At 62.8% G+C, this 18,520-nt stretch carries 20 protein-coding genes; all 20 read left to right on the forward strand.

The features are described from left to right. A complete protein-coding gene (locus ACR6AS_RS03210; protein WP_111138587.1) occupies positions 1 to 1,683 on the forward strand; it encodes an MFS transporter in 1,683 nt (560 codons plus the stop codon). Continuing rightward, a complete protein-coding gene (locus tag ACR6AS_RS03215) occupies positions 1,680 to 2,774 on the forward strand; it encodes an HlyD family secretion protein (protein ID WP_111138588.1) in 1,095 nt (364 codons plus the stop codon). Before ACR6AS_RS03210 ends, ACR6AS_RS03215 begins: the two co-directional genes overlap by 4 nt. Next, positions 2,771 to 4,153 (forward strand): efflux transporter outer membrane subunit, encoded by a 1,383-nt coding sequence (locus ACR6AS_RS03220; protein WP_293773955.1) that lies wholly within the window; start codon positions 2,771 to 2,773, stop codon positions 4,151 to 4,153. The genes ACR6AS_RS03215 and ACR6AS_RS03220 overlap by 4 nt, the downstream gene beginning before the upstream one ends. 268 nt (positions 4,154 to 4,421) lie before the next feature. Continuing rightward, positions 4,422 to 4,808 (forward strand): hypothetical protein, encoded by a 387-nt coding sequence (locus tag ACR6AS_RS03225; RefSeq protein ID WP_111138590.1) that lies wholly within the window; start codon positions 4,422 to 4,424, stop codon positions 4,806 to 4,808. A 221-nt stretch (positions 4,809 to 5,029) separates the two neighbouring features. Beyond that, on the forward strand, positions 5,030 to 5,761 hold the full coding sequence (locus ACR6AS_RS03230; protein WP_111138712.1) for a beta-ketoacyl synthase chain length factor: 732 nt from the start codon (positions 5,030 to 5,032) through the stop codon (positions 5,759 to 5,761). After that, positions 5,754 to 6,554 (forward strand): lysophospholipid acyltransferase family protein, encoded by an 801-nt coding sequence (locus ACR6AS_RS03235; protein ID WP_418802377.1) that lies wholly within the window; start codon positions 5,754 to 5,756, stop codon positions 6,552 to 6,554. The genes ACR6AS_RS03230 and ACR6AS_RS03235 overlap by 8 nt, the downstream gene beginning before the upstream one ends. A 13-nt stretch (positions 6,555 to 6,567) precedes the next feature. Beyond that, positions 6,568 to 6,825 (forward strand): phosphopantetheine-binding protein, encoded by a 258-nt coding sequence (locus tag ACR6AS_RS03240; RefSeq protein WP_111138592.1) that lies wholly within the window; start codon positions 6,568 to 6,570, stop codon positions 6,823 to 6,825. A 16-nt stretch (positions 6,826 to 6,841) separates the two neighbouring features. Next, positions 6,842 to 7,096, forward strand: a complete 255-nt coding sequence (locus tag ACR6AS_RS03245) for an acyl carrier protein (RefSeq protein ID WP_111138593.1) — start codon at positions 6,842 to 6,844, stop codon at positions 7,094 to 7,096. A 7-nt stretch (positions 7,097 to 7,103) separates the two neighbouring features. Beyond that, positions 7,104 to 7,667, forward strand: coding sequence for a COG4648 family protein (locus ACR6AS_RS03250; protein WP_111138594.1), 564 nt, complete (start codon positions 7,104 to 7,106; stop codon positions 7,665 to 7,667). Beyond that, a complete protein-coding gene (locus tag ACR6AS_RS03255) occupies positions 7,664 to 8,983 on the forward strand; it encodes an AMP-binding protein (RefSeq protein WP_111138595.1) in 1,320 nt (439 codons plus the stop codon). The genes ACR6AS_RS03250 and ACR6AS_RS03255 overlap by 4 nt, the downstream gene beginning before the upstream one ends. Continuing rightward, positions 8,970 to 9,317 (forward strand): ApeI family dehydratase, encoded by a 348-nt coding sequence (locus ACR6AS_RS03260; RefSeq protein ID WP_111138596.1) that lies wholly within the window; start codon positions 8,970 to 8,972, stop codon positions 9,315 to 9,317. Before ACR6AS_RS03255 ends, ACR6AS_RS03260 begins: the two co-directional genes overlap by 14 nt. Continuing rightward, positions 9,311 to 11,020 (forward strand): glycosyltransferase family 2 protein, encoded by a 1,710-nt coding sequence (locus tag ACR6AS_RS03265; protein ID WP_111138597.1) that lies wholly within the window; start codon positions 9,311 to 9,313, stop codon positions 11,018 to 11,020. The genes ACR6AS_RS03260 and ACR6AS_RS03265 overlap by 7 nt, the downstream gene beginning before the upstream one ends. Further along, positions 11,013 to 11,426 (forward strand): acyl-CoA thioesterase, encoded by a 414-nt coding sequence (locus ACR6AS_RS03270; protein WP_293773964.1) that lies wholly within the window; start codon positions 11,013 to 11,015, stop codon positions 11,424 to 11,426. The genes ACR6AS_RS03265 and ACR6AS_RS03270 overlap by 8 nt, the downstream gene beginning before the upstream one ends. Beyond that, positions 11,420 to 12,028 (forward strand): outer membrane lipoprotein carrier protein LolA, encoded by a 609-nt coding sequence (locus ACR6AS_RS03275; RefSeq protein WP_111138599.1) that lies wholly within the window; start codon positions 11,420 to 11,422, stop codon positions 12,026 to 12,028. Before ACR6AS_RS03270 ends, ACR6AS_RS03275 begins: the two co-directional genes overlap by 7 nt. Then, entirely contained in the window at positions 12,015 to 14,321 is a 2,307-nt protein-coding gene (locus tag ACR6AS_RS03280) for an MMPL family transporter (RefSeq protein ID WP_434161109.1), read from the forward strand. Before ACR6AS_RS03275 ends, ACR6AS_RS03280 begins: the two co-directional genes overlap by 14 nt. Further along, entirely contained in the window at positions 14,318 to 14,890 is a 573-nt protein-coding gene (locus ACR6AS_RS03285; protein WP_293773970.1) for a DUF3261 domain-containing protein, read from the forward strand. Before ACR6AS_RS03280 ends, ACR6AS_RS03285 begins: the two co-directional genes overlap by 4 nt. Then, positions 14,887 to 16,041, forward strand: a complete 1,155-nt coding sequence (locus tag ACR6AS_RS03290) for a beta-ketoacyl-[acyl-carrier-protein] synthase family protein (protein ID WP_293773972.1) — start codon at positions 14,887 to 14,889, stop codon at positions 16,039 to 16,041. Before ACR6AS_RS03285 ends, ACR6AS_RS03290 begins: the two co-directional genes overlap by 4 nt. Next, complete coding sequence (locus tag ACR6AS_RS03295; protein ID WP_111138603.1) at positions 16,038 to 16,514, forward strand: hotdog family protein; 477 nt, start codon at positions 16,038 to 16,040, stop codon at positions 16,512 to 16,514. Before ACR6AS_RS03290 ends, ACR6AS_RS03295 begins: the two co-directional genes overlap by 4 nt. Next, positions 16,511 to 17,242 carry a 3-ketoacyl-ACP reductase FabG2 gene (locus ACR6AS_RS03300; protein WP_111138604.1) on the forward strand — a complete coding sequence of 244 codons (732 nt, stop codon included), beginning with the start codon at positions 16,511 to 16,513 and terminating at the stop codon, positions 17,240 to 17,242. Before ACR6AS_RS03295 ends, ACR6AS_RS03300 begins: the two co-directional genes overlap by 4 nt. Beyond that, positions 17,242 to 18,474: a beta-ketoacyl-ACP synthase gene (locus tag ACR6AS_RS03305; protein ID WP_434161957.1), complete on the forward strand. Its 1,233-nt coding sequence runs from the start codon at positions 17,242 to 17,244 to the stop codon at positions 18,472 to 18,474. The genes ACR6AS_RS03300 and ACR6AS_RS03305 overlap by 1 nt, the downstream gene beginning before the upstream one ends. Positions 18,475 to 18,520: the final 46 nt, after the last annotated feature.

The following is an 18,520-nucleotide window of genomic DNA, read 5'->3' on the forward strand; positions in this document are numbered from 1 at the left end:
GTGGCAAAGCGAAATCCCTACGCTGCACGCGAGTGGTTGCCGCACGAAAAACCGATGCTGCCAGGTTCACCTTCGACCCCGCTGCATCCGATGCCAAAACGACTGGCATTTGGCCTGATTGGCCTGCTGATTTCGCTGACCGGTGCGCTGAGTAACGCGCTGGTCACGGCCAATCTGGTCAATCTGCAGGGGACGTTCGCGGCCTGGTCAAATGAGATTGCCTGGCTGCCCGCGGTTTACGTGATGGGCAATATCTCCATCAACCTGCTGCTGGTGAAGTTCCGTCAGCAGTTTGGCCTGCGGGTCTTTACCGAAGCGTTTCTGGTGCTCTATGTGCTGGTGGCGTTTTTCCATCTGTTTGCCAACGACCTTAGCTCCGCAATTATCGTGCGCACCGCCCACGGCATGGTGGCGGCGGCGCTCAGTTCGCTGGGGATCTACTATCAGGTGCAGGCGTGGCCCGCGAAACATCGTCTGAAAGCGCTGGTCATTGGCCTGACAGTGTCGCAGCTGGCGATCCCGCTGGCTCGCCTGTTCTCCTCCGAACTGCTGCAGCTCAACGAGTGGCGCGGTCTCTACCTGTTTGAACTCGGTCTGGCGCTGATTGCGCTGGGCGGGGTGCTGCTCGTCAAGCTGCCGCCCGGCGATCGCATCAAAACCTTTGAAAAGATGGATTTCGTCACCTTTGTTCTGCTGGCTCCCGGTATGGCGTTGCTGTGCGGCGTCCTGACGCTGGGGCGTATTGAGTGGTGGTTTACCACGCCGTGGCTGGGGATCTGTACCGCCATCGCCCTGACGCTGATCGTCGCGGCTATCGTCATTGAGCACAACCGGCGCAACCCGCTGATCAACACCCGCTGGCTCAGCAGCGGCATGATGGTGCGGCTCGGCATCGTAATGATTATGATCCGTATCGTACTGGCCGAGCAGAACACCGGCGCGGTCGGTTTTCTGCAGCAGATCGGCCTGCAGAACGATCAGATGCGCGGCCTGGCGCTGGCGATCATTGCCGGGGTGATCGTGGGTATCGCCGCCAGTGCGCTGACCATCAAACCTGACCGCCTTAACTGGCCGATTGTTGTCTCGCTGGTGGTGATGATTATTGCGTCGCTGATGGATGCGCAGTCCAGCCCGCTGACCCGCGCCACTGAGATGTATTTCAGTCAGTTTCTGCTGGGGTTCAGCAGCGCCTTTTTTATGGCGCCCGCCATGCTGATGGGGATCGGCAGCGTGGTGACGCAGCCAAAAAATCTGGTGAGCTTCGTGGTGCTGTTTGGCATGAGCCAGAACCTCGGCGGGCTGATTGGCTCGGCGATCCTCGGCACGTTTCAGGTCTGGCGTGAGAAGTATCACTCCAGCCTGCTGGGCGATCAGCTTTCACTGCTCGACCCCAACGTCACCGAACGCCTCAGCCAGTACAATGCCCTGTTTCATTCGCAGGTGGGCGACGACGTACTGCGCGGCGCGCAGAGCACCAGCCAGTTGCAGACGGTGGCCACGCTGCAGGCCAACGTCCTCGCCTATAACGACACTTACCTGTTAACCGCCGCGCTGGCACTCATTACCCTGATGTGGGTGATCTGGCGTTTAACCCGGCGTCGTTACCTCGACTGGCGTCAGGCACAATTTAACCTGCGTGAGCAGCAGATGGCCGCATTACAGGAATCAACGGAGAAACAATGAGTCAGCAGGATGAGCTTCAGGCGGCCGAACGCGAACGCGCCAATCGCCGCCGTATTCTTTCCATCGCCGCAGGCAGCGGCATCGTCGTCATTGGCGTACTGGTCATTCTCTATGCCTGGCAGCTCTGGCCTTTTACCAGCGCCATACAGAGCACCGAGAACGCCTATGTGCGCGGTCAGGTGACGTTTATCAGTCCGCAGGTCAATGGCTATCTCACGTCGGTAGAGGTGATCGATCTGCAGCCGGTGAAAAAAGGGCAACTGCTGATGACGATTGATGACCGTATCTATCGCCAGCGGGTGCATCAGGCGCAGGCGCAGCTGGCGATGAAGCAGGCGGCACTCAACAATAACCTGCAACAGCGTCGCAGCGCAGAAGCCACTATTCAGAGCAACAAGGCGGCGCTGGAGAATGCCAGAGCGCAGGCGCTGAAGAGCGGCTTTGACCTGAAGCGCGTCGAAAACCTTGCGGCAGATGGCTCGCTATCGGTGCGCGAGCGCGATGCAGCCCGCGCCGCCAGCGCCCAGGCGCAGGCGCAGGTGCGTCAGGCCGCCGCCCAGATCGCTGTGGCTGAGCAGAACCTGCAAACCGTCATCGTCAACCGTGGTGCGCTGGAAGGTGACGTCGCCAGCGCCCGTGCCGCGCTGGAGCTGGCGGAGATCGATCTGGCGAATACCCGGATCACCGCGCCCGATGACGGTCAGCTCGGCCAGCTGTCGGTGCGCACCGGCGCCTACGTCACCGCCGGAACACGTCTGACCTCCGTGGTGCCGAATAACAAATGGATCATCGCCAATCTGAAAGAGACCCAGCTCGCGCATATTCGCCCCGGCCTGCCGGTAAGCATCCGGGTCGACGCCCTGGATGGCAAACGCTTTAACGGTCAGGTGGAATTTATCTCGCCAGCGGCCGGATCAGAATTCAGCGCCATCTCACCGGACAACGCCACCGGTAACTTCGTCAAAATCGCCCAGCGGATCCCGGTTCGTATCCGCATCCATGATCAGGATATGTCGCAGCTGCGTCCCGGGATGTCGGTGGAAGTGGATATCGACACCGCCGCGCAGCCCGCCGCAGAGGGGGCGCCATGAGGCATCGCACGCTTATCGCCGTGGTTACTCTCCTGCTGTCGGGCTGCGCGACCCAGGTTGAGAAGGCACCCGCCTCGCTGCTGATCCCTGAGGCCTGGCGCGGTCAGGTCGGGCCGTCAGCCGCGCCCGAGGCGGAGTGGTGGCGCGCGTTTCATGATGAGAATCTCAACCGTCTGGTCACTCAGGCGCTGCGCAACAATCCCGATATTCTCACGGCGCGATCGCGGGTGGATCAATACCGCGCCCAGCTGCGCGCAGCAGAGGGCGATAACTTTCCCAGCCTGAGCGCCGGGGTGGCCGCGACCCGTGAGCGCACACTCTCCTCGGTAACAGGCCAGCCGTATGAAACTGATATTTTTCAGGGGCTGCTGAAGGCGAATTATGATGTCGATCTCTGGGGCGCACGCAGCAGCAGCATCACGGCGGCGCAGGCAACCCTGGCGGCACAGCAGGCCGCCGCCTCTGCTGCCGAGCTGACGATCGCCAGTTCGGTGGCGTCCGGCTATTTCAACCTCTGCGCGCTGGATGAGCAGCTGCGGGTCACCGAGGCGACGCTGGCCAGCCGCAGTAATTCACTGAAGCTGGCCCGGCGTCAGTTTGAAACCGGCTACACCTCCCGGCTGGAGTGGATGCAGGCGGCATCGGAGTACCAGTCGGCCAGCGCCCAGCTGCCGCTGCTGCAGCATCAGATCGCCCGGCAGGAGAATGCCCTCAGCATCCTGGCGGGTATGAATCCGCGTAGCATCGCCCGCCGTCAGCAGTTTGACCTGATCTCACCGCAGCCGATGCCGTCGCTGCTGCCCTCTGCGCTGCTTAATCGTCGTCCGGATATCGTTCAGGCGCAGCGCCAGCTGCTGGCGGCTGATGCCAGCCTCGCCTCGTCGCAGGCGAAACTGCTGCCGGGCCTGAATCTCACTGCCACTGGCACCCTGCAGAGTTCAGTGCTGCATCAGCTCGCGGACAATCCGTTCCGGCTCTGGAGCGTGGGGGGAAGCATCCTTGCGCCGCTGCTGAACCGTGAAGCGCTGACGGCGCAGGTCGATGTTTCTATGGCGACGCGAAATCAGGCGCTCTATGGCTATGAAAAAGTGGTGCGAAACGCTTTCTCTGAGGTCAGTGATGCCGTGGACGCCATCAGGCAGCGTGAAGTGCAGCTGAAGGCGTTGCAACAGCAGGAAAATTATGTGAAGGAGGCGCTGCGCATTGCCCGTAACCGCTATCAGAACGGCTACGCCTCCTACCTGGATGAACTGGACGCGCAGCGCACCCTGTTTTCGACCCAGCTGAACCTGGTGACGGTGAAAAGCGATCTGCTGCTGGCGCAGATTGACCTCTACCGCGCGCTGGGCGGTGGCTGGAAAGCCACGCCAGCGTCATAACCTTTCAGGCCGTTCCAGCCGCAACCAGAGTACCGGAGGCGGGAGCGGCCTCCACGCTGTCGCGACGATGGCGCAGCTTCCCCGATTCCGATCCCCTGAATAAGCCCCAAAAACCCACGCAGACTTCTGCTTACCTGTCTTTACATTCGATGGTATCATGCGCGGGTTTTTTACCAGCCAGACGGAAAAGCGCACAAAAAGCTAAAGTTGCGCGCGGCGAGATATCCGTTTAACTCACTGATATTTTTGATAAAAGAAGGGAATCACGATGAACAAAAAAATGTTTCTGACGCTGGCAACGGTCGCGGTGTTACTGACTGGCTGTGCGCGTACTGCGCCGATTCATAACGTGAATCAGACCCTGACGCAGCGCTACAGCGACAATCAGATGAAAACGGCCATTATCGAAGCGGGTGTAGGCCGCAAATGGGTGATGACACCGGTTTCACCCGGCGTTATTAATGGCCGACTGGCTCAGCGTGATTTCGTGGCGACAATCCGGGTTTCGTACACCAGCCAGAACTACCGCATCGATTATGTCAGCAGCGAAAACCTGAAAGCCGGACAGGGTCAGATCCACAACAACTACAACCGCTGGATCGCCAATCTGGACCAGGATATTCAGCTGCGTCTGTCCGCACTGGCGGCCCGATAACGGCGTTACCGTCACGCTGTGTTGCCGTCAGGGCCCCGGCGTATAACGTTCGCCGCGCACCGGCCGATAAATCAGATGAGCTGCTATTGCTGAACCTTCGGGTAACCCTCTACCGTGAAGCCCGAGGCGGCCGCCGGTCGGGCAGCGCAGATCTGACGGGCTGAGCCGGGCGATCACCCGATGAACGCCGCCACCACATGCATGACGAAAAGAGTGTTGAGATGAGACTCACTTACTCGCTGGTCGACTGGCAGGCGCTGGCTCCCGGATTACACGGAAGCCAGGCCTGGCAGGACTGGGCGCAACAGGGCGCTGCGATCGATCCCGCAGGGGCGATCGCGAAGCCGCAGTTTTTACCGATGATGACGGCGCGTCGTCTGAGCGGTGGCAGTCGTGCGGCGGTAGAGTGCGGGCTGGCGCTGCTGGCGCGTCAGCAGGTTGACGCGATCGTGTTTACCAGTCGTCACGGTGAACTGGAGCGTAATCTGCGCATCCTCACCAGCCTGGCGGATCAGCAGCCGATGTCACCTACGGATTTCGCGATGTCGGTCCACAATTCTGCGGTCGGCAGCCTCACCATTGCGGCGAAAGCGCCGCTGGTCTCGACCTCCATCGCCGCAGGCATTGATTCCTTTCAGCAGGGGCTGGTTGAAGTCAGCGCCCTGCACCAGGCGGGCTATCAGCAGGTGCTGCTGGTCGATTTTGACGGCATCGTACCTGACTACTATCTGCCGTGGCTGGCGGATCACTCTGTGAACGTTCCCTATGCGGTGGCGCTGCTGCTGCGAGCGGGGGATGAGCTGCACTGCACGGGCCAGGCGGCAGCCGACACGGTGCCGTCGCAGGGATTGCCGCAGAGCCTGGCGTTTCTGCAGCAGTGGCTGGCGGGTTCGCCCGCCTTTTCTCTGTCGGGCGAACGCCTGACCTGGCACTGGAGGAGGCACGATGGCTGACTGTTCATCCTCTGCAGCGGGCAGGGGCAGCCGCCTGAACTACGCCTGGCGACTGGTGATGACGGCGGTAAGTTTTACGCTGTTTGGCCTCGGCGGACTGCTGCTGTCGCTGCTGGGTTTTAACCTGTTGTTGCTGGTTCAGCGCAATTCGCTGCGTCGCCGCCTGCTGGCGCGTCGTGCCATCGCCTTCAGCTTTCGCTGCTTTCTGCGTTTCTGCCGCATGACCGGGGTCTTTGACTACCGCATTGAAGGCGTCGGAGCGTTGCAGCAGGATCGCGGCTGTCTGATCGTCGCCAATCATCCGTCATTGATCGACTATGTGATGATCGCCTCCGTATTGCCGGAGATGGATTGTCTGGTCAAAGCCGATCTGCAAAAGAATCCGTTTGTGCGTGGGGTGATCCGTGCCGCGGACTACCTCATCAACAGTGAGGCTGAGACGCTGCTGCCGGACAGTCAGCGGCGACTGGCGCGCGGCGACACCATCCTGATCTTTCCGGAAGGGACCCGCACCCGCTATGGCCAGCCGCTGACGCTGCAGCGCGGAGCCGCCAATGTTGCGGTGCGCGCCGGATGCGATCTGCGCGTGGTACACATTACCTGCAGCCAGCGTATGCTCGACAAACAGAGCCGCTGGTTTCAGATCCCGCCGGTTAAACCGCTGTTTACCGTGCGGGTACAGCATAAGATCGACAGTCAGTCGTTTTTTGAAAGTAACCCCGATGCGCAGCCGCTGGCCGCGCGTCGCCTGACCCGCCATTTACAGCAGGCGCTGGTCCCCGAGAACAGGTAAGACGAAAACCGGTATGGATGTATTAATTAACGATATCAAACAGATGATTATCGACACGCTGAATCTTGAAGATCTCAGCCCCGACGATATTGAAACCGACGCCGCGCTCTTTGGCGACGGGCTGGGGCTCGACTCGATTGATGCCCTGGAACTTGGCCTGGCCGTGAAAAACCGTTACGGCGTGGCGCTGTCTGCGGAGAGTGAAACCCTGCGTGCTCACTTCTTCTCTGTTGCGACGCTGGCCGCGTTCGTCAACCAACAGCGAGGCTGAAAGCGGAGATAACATTATGATGAATAAAGATGAAATCTATCAGGAAGTGGCCTCGCTGCTGACCAGCCTGTTTGAGATCGCGCCCGAGGATATTCAGCCTGAGGCACGTCTCTATGAAGATCTGGAACTCGACAGCATCGATGCCGTCGATATGATCGTTCACCTGCAAAAACGGACCGGCCGCAAAATCAAGCCGGAAACCTTCCGCGCGGTACGTACCGTGCAGGATGTGGTGGATGCGGTTGAACAACTGATGCGCGACGAAGCCTGATCCTGCCGTGCCTGCCGCCATACTTCGCCTGCTGAATCTGCTTACGCTGCTGGTCTGGCCGCTGCTGGTCTGGCTGGCCCTGACGCAGCCGCACTGGCAGGGACTCTTCTGGCTGCTGGCGCTGCTGTTTGGTCTGCGCTGGCTGCAGCTGCGTCGTCAGCACCATGCGATGGGGGCCGTGATGGGCTGGCTGGCGCTGCTTGGCGCGCTGCTCTGCGCCAGCAGCCAGCTACTGCGCGCACAGCATCTGCTGCTCTGGTATCCGGTCGCCGTTAATCTGGCGCTGCTGCTGGTCTCTGGCGGCTCCCTCTGGCGCGGAATGCCGCTGGTGGAGCGCATTGCACGGCTGCGTGAGCCCGATCTGCCTGCGGCGGCCGTGCGCTATACCCGCCGCGTGACACAAATCTGGTGTCTGTTTTTCATGGCCAACGGCAGCATGGCGCTGTTCACCTGCCTGTGGGGCGATCTGCGGCTCTGGACGCTGTGGAACGGCGGCATCAGTTACCTGTTAATCGGCCTGCTGATGGGCGCGGAATGGTGTGTCCGGCAGCGCGTGAGGCGCAAAGAGTGAGGGTAGCGACGTGGCTGACCGGCTCCGATCGCGAGGTCGCCTGGCGCGGCGATCGGCCTCTGATGCTGAGCAGCATGCACCGTCAGGTCGTGGCGCTCAGTCAGCGGCTGGCGGCCCGGCCCGGCACGCACTGGGCGCTCTGTTTTGATGACAGCTACCGCTTCTGCGTGGCGCTGTTAGCCTGCTGGTATGCCGGTAAAACGCCGGTGATGCCGGGCCACTGTCGCGCCGCCCTGCTGGAGGAGATGCAGGAGCAGCTTGATGGGGTGGTGTGCGATATGCCGCTGGCGGTGACCCTGCCGCAACTGGCGTGGGACGACGCCGAAGCGTCGGGGGCGCTGCCGCCGCTGCCTGAACGCGCAGAGCTGGTACTGTTTACCTCGGGATCGACCGGCACGCCGCGGCAGGTGGTCAGAACGCTGGCGGCGATGGAGCAGGAGAGCCACTGGCTCAGCACACTGTGGGGCGCGCGATTACCGGGCTGCCGGGTCATCGCCTCGGTCAGCCATCAGCATCTCTACGGCTTATCCTTCCGGCTGTTTCTGCCCATGATGCTCAGGCTGCCGTTTGCCGCCCAGCCGATCTTCTATGGCGAACAGCTGGCCGAGCTGCCGCGTGACGGGCGTTATCTCTTCGTCAGCAGCCCGGCCTTTTTGTCGCGGCTGGATGATGCGCTCGCCGCGCCCGTCTGTGAACGGATTATCTCTGCCGGCGGTGTGCTGCCTTGCGCCGATGCGCAACAGGTCTGGCAGCGTTTTGGCTGCCCGGTCAGTGAGATCTACGGCAGCACCGAAACCGGCGTGCTGGCCTGGCGTGTCTGCGACCGGCCGGCGCCGCACTGGCGCGCTTTTCCTGAGGTCAGACTGGCGCAGACCGCCCCCGATCGCTGGCAGGTCTGGTCGCCGCTGATCGGCAAGGCCAGCGGGCTGCCGCTGGATGACCGCATCCAAATGGAGCCGGACGGCGGTTTCCGGCTGGCAGGTCGGCACGATCGCATCGTCAAAATCGGTGATAAGCGCCTCTCACTGAGTGAGATAGAGCGCCGTCTGCTCAGCCTGCCGGAGGTCACCGATGCGGCGGCGCTGGTGGTCACCCGTCATGAACGTCAGGCGATAGGCGTGGTGCTGTCGCTGAACACACCGCTGGATGATGCGGCACTGCACCGGCGCAGGCAGGAGTGGAAGCGGCAGCTTCAGCACTGGCTGGAACCGCTGGCGATGCCGCGTTACTGGCGGGTTGTCCCGGCCATTCCGGTGACGGCGCAGAGCAAACGCGCCTGGCCGCAAATAGAGGAACTTTTTCATGTTACCGATTGAACGCAGCCGACAGCAGCAGGGTGACAGCGTGATGCTGACCCTGCAGGTGGAGGCCGGACTGTTCTGGTTCCAGGGCCACTTCACGGACCTGCCAATTCTGCCTGGCGTGGCCCAGCTCAACTGGGTGATGCACTATGGGGTGTCGCTGCTGGCACCCGGTAAACACTTTTCCGTGATGGATAACATCAAATTTCAGCAGCCGGTGCTGCCCGACTCGCTGCTGCAACTGCGTCTCGACTGGGATGCAGAGAAATCCCGGCTGAGCTTCCGCTACAGCCTGCTGAAGGCGGAGGGCGAGCAGATCGCCAGCAGCGGGAAGATCCAGCTGTGTTAAACACGACCTTCTCGCCCTGCGTGGTGATCCCCTGCTACAACCACGGCGCGATGATGGCGTCGGTGATAGCGCGGCTGGCTCCTTTTAATCTGCCGGTGATCGTCGTGGATGACGGCAGCGATGCGGCCACCCAGCTTCAGCTGGCGACGCTGCACGCGCCGCAGCTCAGCCTGCTGCGGCTGGAACGCAATCAGGGCAAGGGCGCGGCGGTGATCCACGGTCTGCGGGCGGCGGCGGCGCGCGGCTTTACCCATGCGGTGCAGCTGGATGCCGATGGCCAGCATCAGGCAGAGGATCTGCCGCTGATGCTGGCGGAAGCGGCACGCTATCCTGACGCGCTGATCTCCGGCCAGCCGCTCTATGACGACTCGATCCCGAAATCCCGCCTGTATGGTCGCTATATCACTCACTTCTGGGTCTGGATCGAAACCCTGTCGCTGTCGATCCGTGACAGCATGTGCGGCTTCCGGGTCTATCCGCTGGCGGCGACGCTGGCGCTGTGTGACCGCCGGGCCATCGGCCAGCGCATGGATTTCGACACCGAGATCATGGTGCGGCTCTACTGGCAGGGCACCCGCAGCCGCTTTATCCCGACCCGCGTCACCTATCCGGCGACCGGCCTGTCGCACTTCGATGCGCTCTACGACAATCTGCGGATCTCCTGGATGCACACCCGGCTCTTTTTCGGCATGCTGCCACGCCTTCCCCGTCTGCTGGCGATGCGTAAGCCGCCCGCGCACTGGTCGGTGGAAAGTGAACGTCGCGGGCAGGGGGGATTGCGCTTTATGCTGGCGGTCTATCGCTACGGCGGGCGGCTGCCCTTTACGCTGCTGCTCTGGCCGGTGGTGGCGGTCTACTGGCTCAGCGGGCAGCGTGCACGGCGCGCCTCCCGGCAGTGGCTGGCGCAGGTCACCACGGCCGCGCAGCAGCAACAGGTTTCACTGCCGCCCCGGCTCAACAGCTACCGTCATTTTCTGCGCTTCGCCGGGGCGATGCTGGATAAAGTCGCCAGCTGGCGGGGCGATCTGCGCTGGGGCCGGGATATCGACTTTGCACCGGGCGCAGAAGCGGTGATCCGCGCACCCTCGCCACAGGGTAAGCTGATCCTCGCCTCCCATCTCGGCGACATCGAAGCCTGCCGGGCCATGGCGCAGCAGGTCAGCGGGCTGGTGATTAACGCCCTGGTCTTCACCGACAACGCCCGGCGTTTCCGGGAAGTGCTGGAAACGATCGCGCCACAGGCGGGCGTCAATCTGATGCCGGTCAGCGATATCGGGCCGGAAACGGCGATCCTGCTGCAGCAGAAGCTGGAGGCGGGTGAGTGGGTAGCGATCGTCGGCGATCGCACCGCAGTAAATCCGCAGCGGGGCGGTGAACGCCGGGTCATCTGGAGCGAGTTTCTGGGCCGCGCCGCGCCCTTTCCGCAGGGGCCCTTTGTGCTGGCGGCTGCCTTACGCTGTCCGGTGCTGCTGATGTTCGCACTGCGTCAACAGGGTAAACTGCGGGTTCACTGTGAGCCGTTCGCCGACCCGCTGCTGCTGCCCCGCGCGCAGCGTCAGCAGGCGCTGCAGGAGGCGGTCGATCGCTACGCGGCGCGACTGGCCCATTACGCCCTGCTGGCGCCGCTCGACTGGTTTAACTTTTTCGATTTCTGGACGCTGCCTGATCCACAGGCATCTCACAAGGGGACTGACCATGACTGAACATCATGCTGAGGTTGTGCTGACTGTCTCATTCCACGACTGCGATCCCATGGGCGTGGTCTGGCACGGCAACTATTTCCGCTTTTTCGAAGTGGCGCGTGAGGCCCTGCTGCGCAGCATTAACTACAGTTACGGCGAGATGGCCGCCAGCGGCTATGTCTGGCCGGTGGTCGATACCCGGGTAAAATATCGCCAGCCCCTGCGCTGTGAAGAGACCATTCGCGTCAGTGCCCGGATTACAGAGTATGAGAACCGTCTGCGCATCGATTATGAGGTCCGCAACGCAGCCGGAGAGGTCACCACCAAAGCCCATACCCTGCAGGTGGCCGTTGAGCAGGCGACGCAGGCGTTGTGCTTCGTGTCGCCCGATATTTTACTGGAACGTTTAGGAGTGAAAGGATGCTGAAAATCGTGCTTACCGGCCTGCTGCTGTGGGCCAGTGCCGCCAGCGCGGTCACGCTGGACCAGCTGCAGCAGCGCTTTGCCAGCCAGCCGGTGATCCGGGCCGACTTTACCCAGACGCGCACCATCGCCGGGATGCGCCAGCCGCTGGTATCGCATGGACAGATGCTGATCGCCCGCGAGCAGGGATTATGGTGGCATCAGCAGACGCCGTTTGTGATGACGCTGCTGCTGGATGATAAACGCATGGTGCAGAGCCTCAGTGGTCAGAAGCCGCAGGTGATCACCGCAGAGAGCAACCCGCAGATGTTCCAGTTCAACCATCTGCTGCGGGCGCTGTTCCAGGCCGATCAAAAAGTCCTCAATGAAAACTTCAGCGTGGCGTTCAGCGATCGCGGCAACGGCGCCTGGACGCTGGATCTGACACCAAAGGCCGCGCCGCTCAACAAAATCTTTAACCGCATCTCGCTGGCGGGCAGCACCTTCCTGGACAGCATTAACCTGGATGACCGGCAGGGGGATAAAACCCGGATTGAGCTGAGTCAGACCCGAACCGAACCGCCGCAGCTGAGCGACGAAGAGAAGGCGCGTTTTGCCGGGCCGTAACGATCGCAGGCTGGCCCTCCTGTGGCTGCTGCTCTGTCTGCTGCTGGCGGCGGCGCTCGCTTTTCTGCTGCCGCGCAGCCAGCTTAACAGCAGCGTGCTGGCGCTGCTGCCGCAGCAGAATCTGGGTGCAGCGCCACCTGCGCTTCAGCAGGGCTTTATGCAGCGGCTGGATCGCCAGCTGGTCTGGCTGGTTTCGCCCGGTGAACAGTACGATCCTCAGATTGCGGCCTGGTGGCTGGCGCAATTGCGCGCGCTGCCTGACCTGAAACAGGTTGAAGGCGATCTCGGTGCACAGCAGCAGCAGCAGTGGGGCCGTTTTGCCTGGCAGCACCGCAATGGATTACTTGATGAGGCGACCCGCAGCCGGTTGCAGAACGGCGGCGAGGCGCAGGCGACGTGGCTGCTGGGGCAGCTCTTTTCGGCCTTCTCTGGCGTCAGCAGTCAGGAGCTGCAGGGCGACCCGCTGATGCTGGTGCGGGGTTCGCAGCTGGCGCTGGCCGGGAATGCCGGCCGTATGTCGCTGCATGACGGCTGGCTGACGGTCAGGGATGCGCAGGGAAAGCAGTGGTATTTTCTGCACGGTGAACTGGCCAGCAACGCTTTCAGCATTGAGCAGAGTCATGCGCTTGTGACCCGGCTCAGCGCGCTGGAGCAGCAGCTGAAACAGCGCTGGCCGCAGGCGTTACTGCTGACGCGCGGCACGGTGCTGTTCAGCGACAGCGCCAGCCAGCGGGCGCAGCATGATGTGAAGACGCTGGGCAGCGTGACGCTGGGCGGCGTGCTGCTGCTGGTGCTGCTGGTCTTCCGCTCGCTGCGGCCGCTGCTGCTGACGGTGACCTCCGTGGCGATCGGCGCGCTGGCGGGTACGGTGGTCACGCTGCTCTGCTTCGGTGAACTGCATCTGATGACGCTGGTGATGAGCCTGAGTATTGTGGGCATCTCGGCGGATTACACGCTCTACTATCTTACCGAGCGGATGGTGCATGGCGATCAGCAGACGCCGTGGCAGAGTCTGCGCAAAGTGCGCGGCACGCTGCTGCTGGCGCTTGCCACTACCGCCATCGCCTGGCTGCTGATGCTGCTGGCACCGTTTCCGGGACTGCGTCAGCTGGCGGTCTTTGCCGCCAGCGGATTAACCGCCTCCTGCCTGACGGTGATACTGATTTATCCGTGGCTGGTTCGCGGCCTGCCGGTCCGCCCGGTGCCGCTGATGGTGACGCTGGCCCGCTGGCTGGCCGCCTGGCGTCGCCAGCGCGGGCTGCGCGTGGGGCTGCCGCTGGCGATGGCGATCGTTGCCCTGGCCGGGATCGCCCAGCTGAAGGTGGATGATGATATCGCGCATCTGCAAAGTGCCCCGGCCCGCCTGCTGGAGCAGGATCGCCAGCTGGCCAGCCTGACCGGACAGCGCGCCGATCAGACCTGGTTTGTCGTCTGGGGTCAGGATGCGCAGCAGACGCTGCAGCGGCTGGAAACCCTGGCCCCGGATCTGCAGCAGGCTCAGCAGCAGGGCTGGCTGCAGCACTATCGCCTGTTGCCGCTGTCGTCACTCGCCCGGCAGCAGCAGGATCTCCGGCTGCTTAACCAGGCCGCGCCGCACATACGGGCCCGTCTGCAGCAGGCGGGGATGGCGCTGGCTGAACCGGATCTGAGCCCGATGCCGGTGACGCCAGCGGCCTGGCTGGCGAGCCCCCTGAGCGAAGGCTGGCGGCTGCTCTGGCTGACGCTGCCGGATGGACGCAGCGGGGTGCTGGTGCCCGTCAGCGGTGTCCGGGACAGCGCAGCTCTCGCGGCACTGGCGGCGCAGCATCCGGGCGTCAGCTGGATCGACCGCAAGGCGAGCTACGATGCGCTGTTCAGCTTCTGGCGCACTCTGCTCGGCGGATTACTGGCACTGGCGCTGGCGCTGATAACGCTGAGCTTTGTGCTGCGGCTGGGGCTCAGAGCGGGCCTGCGCAGCGCGCTGCCGTCGGTGCTGTCGCTGGCGATGGCGCTGTCGACCCTGGGCTGGACAGGCGCCTCGCTGAACCTGTTTGCCCTGCTGGCGCTGATTCTGGTGCTGGGCATTGGCATTAACTACACGCTCTTTTTCAGCAATCCGCAGGGCACGCCGCTGACCTCGCTGCTGGCGGTATCGCTGGCGATGATCACTACCTTACTGACGCTGGGAATGCTGGTGTTCAGCAGCACCAGCGCAATTGCCAGTTTCGGCACCGTTTTATGCAGCGGCATCTTCAGCGCGTTCCTGCTGTCGCCGCTGGCGATGCGACCCACCCGATCAAGGAGTAAACGATGATCCGTGCCGCCTCTGTTCTGCTGACGGCGCTGCTGCTCAGCGCCTGTGCCGGACCGGCCCCCGACAGCAGTCGTCCCACCGCCTGGCTGAAGCCGGGCGTGAAAGTGACCCTGCCGTCGCCGGGGATTGAACCCGCTTTTCAGCAGCAGCAGTTACTTACCGGGCAGGTGAAAGGGCGGAGCCAGTCGCTGCTGGTGCTGCTCAGCGCCGATAAGCAGCAGATCGATTTGGCGGGACTCTCCTCGGTGGGCATCCGGCTGTTCAGCCTGCGCTACGACGCCAGCGGTATCCACACAGAGCAGCTGATGCCGCTGCCGCAGATGCCGCCTGCCAGTCAGGTCCTGGCGGATATTATGCTCAGCTACTGGCCAGTGGCTCGCTGGCAGGCCGTGCTGCCGGCAGGCTGGACGCTGCAGGATCAGGGGTTAAAGCGAAAACTGATCGATGCCGATAACCATCTGGTGACCGAAATTGACTATCTGCAACGCGGTCATCAGCGCCAGCCGATCAGCATCCGGCAGCATGCTTTTGGCTATCAGATCCATATTCAACAGCTGGACGCCTCATGATCTATATTGCTGCCACCGGCATGCTGAATGCCCTGGGAAATAACAGCCAGCAGATTGCCGCGCATCTGAAAAAAGGGGAGGCGCCTGGCATGCAGCGCAGCCAGGGCTGGCTGAGCAGCGGCCGTGCCTGCTGGCTTGGCCGGGTCGAAGGGGCGTTACCGCCGATCCCTGCCGCCCTGCGCGCGCACAATACCCGCAACAATCAGCTGCTGCTGGCCGCGCTGGCGCAGATCCGTCCGGCGCTGGACGCGGCGATTGACCGCTATGGTGCCAGCCGGGTCGCGATCGTGCTGGGCACCAGCACCTCGGGCGTGGATGAGGGCGACGAGCAGATCCGCGGCAGGCAGCCCGATTATCACTATCAGATGCAGGAGTTAGGCGATCCTTCCCGCTTTCTGGCGCACTATCTGCGTCTGGATGGCCCGGCTTATACTATTTCGACCGCCTGCTCCTCCAGCGCACGCGCCATCATGAGTGGCGAGCGGCTGATCGCGGCAGGGCTGGCCGATGTGGCGCTGGTGGGCGGGGCAGACTCGCTGAGCCGGATGCCGATCAACGGATTTGACAGCCTGGCTTCGCTCTCTGAACGACGCTGCGCACCCTTCAGCCGCGATCGCGACGGCATCTCGATTGGGGAAGGGGCGGCGCTGATGCTGCTGACGCGTGAGCCGCAGCCGCTGGCGCTGCTGGGCGCGGGGGAATCCTCTGACGCCTGGCATATGTCCGCGCCTCATCCCGAAGGCGAGGGCGCAGAACGGGCGATGCGCATGGCACTGCAGCGGGCCAGCCTGCTGCCGGAACAGATTGGCTATATCAATCTGCACGGCACCGCCACACCGCTCAACGACCAGATGGAAGCCGGGGTGATCCAGCGGCTGTTCGGCAACCGCATACCCTGCAGTTCAACCAAACATCTGACCGGCCATACGCTTGGCGCGGCGGGCGTGTGCGAAGCCGCTCTCAGCGCGCTGATCCTGCAGGAGAACCTGCTGCTGCCTGCGCAGGATTTCAGCGAGGCGGCGCAGGATGAGAGCCTGCCGGATTTCGGCCTGCTGTTACGGCCGCAGGCGCTGCAGCGGCCCGTCATCGCCTCTAACTCATTCGCCTTTGGCGGCAACAATACCTGTCTGATTCTGGGACGTGTTTCATGATTTTTCCTTCTCCTGCGGCACACTGGCTGCCGCACGCTGCGCCGATGCTGCTGCTAGACCAGCTGATCGCCGTCGATGATGTGCAGGTTCACTGCCAGGTTTCGACCGCTGCGGATGGCGTACTGGCGCCGTTTCTGACGGCGCAGGGTGAACTGCCTGCGTGGTTTGGCGTTGAGATGATGGCGCAGACCGTGGGCGTCTGGTCGGGCTGGCACGCCCGGCAGGGCGGCGCAACGCTGATCCCGCCCGGTATGCTGCTGGGCGGACGCGGCTGGCGGGCAGAGCAGCCGCTGTTTCCCGCGGCGGTCACACTGGATATCCGCATGACGCTGCTGATGCGCGACGATCGCATGGGCAGTTTTGAAGGTGAGATTCGCGCGGGCACGCAACTGCTTGCCAGCGGCCGCCTGAATACCTATCAACCCAATGAAGCAGAATTACAGCAATTAATGTTACAAGGAAAACAGCCATGACAGAGTCGGTATTAGTCACGGGCGCCAGTAAAGGCATTGGCCGCGCGATTGCGCTGCGTCTTGCTCAGGATGGCTTTCAGATTATCGTGCATTTCAATCGCGATCGCGCCGGAGCTGAGCGGTGCCTGCAGCAGATCGAAGCCGCAGGCGGCAGCGGCCGTCTGCTGGGCTTTGATGTCGCCGATCGGGCCGCAACCCGCGCCGCGCTTGAGGCGGATATCGAAGAGCATGGGGCCTATTACGGTGTGGTCAGCAATGCGGGCATTACCCGCGATGCGGCCTTTCCGGCCCTGACGGATCAGGAGTGGGACAGCGTCATCCACACCAATCTCGACAGCTTCTACAACGTCATTCAGCCCTGCGTGATGCCGATGATCGGCCTGCGACGCGGTGGCCGGATCATTACCCTCTCTTCGGTCTCCGGGATAATGGGAAATCGCGGGCAGGTCAACTACAGCGCAGCCAAGGCGGGCATTATCGGTGCCACTAAGGCGCTGGCGATTGAGCTGGCCAAACGTAAGATCACCGTTAACTGCATCGCGCCCGGCCTGATCGATACCGGCATGGAAGGGCTGGCACCGCAGGTGGTCGACGAGGCGATGAAACTTGTGCCGATGAAACGCATGGGCGCAGCCGAAGAGGTGGCGGGCCTGGCGAGCTATCTGATGTCCGATATCGCAGGCTACGTCACGCGTCAGGTCATTTCGATTAACGGAGGCATGTTGTGATGCAGCGCGTCGTTGTCACCGGAATGGGAGGCGTGACTGCCTTTGGTGAATCCTGGGCTGAGATCGCGGCCCGCATCCGTGCAGGCCGCAACGTGGTGCGCTTTATGCCAGAGTGGCAGGTCTATGACGGGCTGCACACCCTGCTGGGCGCACCGGTGGATGATTTTACGCTGCCCGCTCACTACACCCGCAAGCGCATCCGGGCGATGGGCCGCGTGTCGCTGCTGGCGACCCGTGCAACCGAACTGGCGCTGACCCAGGCGGGCCTGATTGACCACCCGGTGCTGACCAGCGGCGAAACCGGCATCGCCTACGGTTCATCGACCGGCAGTACCGGGCCGGTCAGCGAGTTCGCCACTATGCTGACCGAGAAACACACCAACAATATTACCGGCACCACCTACGTACAGATGATGCCGCATACCACCGCCGTCAACGCCGGGCTCTTTTTTGGCCTGCGCGGACGGGTCATCCCCACCTCCAGCGCCTGCACCTCCGGCAGCCAGGCGATTGGCTATGCCTGGGAAGCGATCCGTCACGGCTATCAGACGGTGATGGTGGCTGGCGGGGCGGAAGAGCTCTGTCCGTCGGAAGCGGCGGTGTTCGATACCCTGTTTGCCACCAGCCAGCGTAACGACGCGCCGCACACCACGCCAGCGCCGTTCGACCAGCAGCGCGATGGGCTGGTGATTGGCGAGGGGGCGGGTACGCTGATTCTGGAGTCGCTGGAGCATGCACAGGCGCGTGGTGCCACGATCTACGCCGAACTGACCGGCTTCCACACCAACTGCGATGCTGCGCATATTACCCAGCCGCAGCGGGAAACCATGCAGATCTGTATCGAACGGGCGTTGCAGAGCGCCGGGATCACGGCAGCAGAGATCGGTTATGTCAATGCGCACGGCACGGCGACCGAACGGGGTGACATGGCGGAAAGTCTGGCGACGGCTGCCGTGTTCGGTGAATCCACGCCCATCTCCTCGCTGAAATCTTACTTCGGGCATACCCTGGGTGCCTGCGGGGCGCTGGAAGCCTGGATGAGCATCGAGATGATGCGGGAAGGGTGGTTTGCGCCGACGCTTAACCTGACTCAGCCGGCCGCTGACGGCGGCGCGCTCGACTTCATCATGGGTGCGCCTCGCGAGGTCGAGACTGACTATATCCAGAGTAACAACTTTGCCTTTGGCGGGATCAACACGTCACTGATCTTCAGACGCTGGCGCGGCAGCTGATCGCAGGCCCGTGCCACCCGGCACGGGCCCGTTTATTTTCATGGCG

The organism is Pantoea phosphatilytica, from assembly GCF_051025615.1.
Classification (GTDB): Bacteria; Pseudomonadota; Gammaproteobacteria; order Enterobacterales; family Enterobacteriaceae; genus Pantoea.

Bases quoted from the DNA above. Each gene is read 5' to 3' on its own strand.
- ACR6AS_RS03215 (WP_111138588.1), top strand. From the start codon at position 1,680: ATGAGTCAGCAGGATGAGCTTCAGGCGGCCGAACGCGAACGCGCCAAT.
- ACR6AS_RS03305 (WP_434161957.1), top strand. From the start codon at position 17,242: ATGCAGCGCGTCGTTGTCACCGGAATGGGAGGCGTGACTGCCTTTGGT.
- ACR6AS_RS03225 (WP_111138590.1), top strand. From the start codon at position 4,422: ATGAACAAAAAAATGTTTCTGACGCTGGCAACGGTCGCGGTGTTACTG.
- ACR6AS_RS03270 (WP_293773964.1), top strand. From the start codon at position 11,013: ATGACTGAACATCATGCTGAGGTTGTGCTGACTGTCTCATTCCACGAC.
- ACR6AS_RS03220 (WP_293773955.1), top strand. From the start codon at position 2,771: ATGAGGCATCGCACGCTTATCGCCGTGGTTACTCTCCTGCTGTCGGGC.
- ACR6AS_RS03240 (WP_111138592.1), top strand. From the start codon at position 6,568: ATGGATGTATTAATTAACGATATCAAACAGATGATTATCGACACGCTG.
- ACR6AS_RS03285 (WP_293773970.1), top strand. From the start codon at position 14,318: ATGATCCGTGCCGCCTCTGTTCTGCTGACGGCGCTGCTGCTCAGCGCC.
- ACR6AS_RS03230 (WP_111138712.1), top strand. From the start codon at position 5,030: ATGAGACTCACTTACTCGCTGGTCGACTGGCAGGCGCTGGCTCCCGGA.
- ACR6AS_RS03300 (WP_111138604.1), top strand. From the start codon at position 16,511: ATGACAGAGTCGGTATTAGTCACGGGCGCCAGTAAAGGCATTGGCCGC.
- ACR6AS_RS03245 (WP_111138593.1), top strand. From the start codon at position 6,842: ATGATGAATAAAGATGAAATCTATCAGGAAGTGGCCTCGCTGCTGACC.
- ACR6AS_RS03275 (WP_111138599.1), top strand. From the start codon at position 11,420: ATGCTGAAAATCGTGCTTACCGGCCTGCTGCTGTGGGCCAGTGCCGCC.
- ACR6AS_RS03290 (WP_293773972.1), top strand. From the start codon at position 14,887: ATGATCTATATTGCTGCCACCGGCATGCTGAATGCCCTGGGAAATAAC.
- ACR6AS_RS03235 (WP_418802377.1), top strand. From the start codon at position 5,754: ATGGCTGACTGTTCATCCTCTGCAGCGGGCAGGGGCAGCCGCCTGAAC.
- ACR6AS_RS03260 (WP_111138596.1), top strand. From the start codon at position 8,970: ATGTTACCGATTGAACGCAGCCGACAGCAGCAGGGTGACAGCGTGATG.
- ACR6AS_RS03295 (WP_111138603.1), top strand. From the start codon at position 16,038: ATGATTTTTCCTTCTCCTGCGGCACACTGGCTGCCGCACGCTGCGCCG.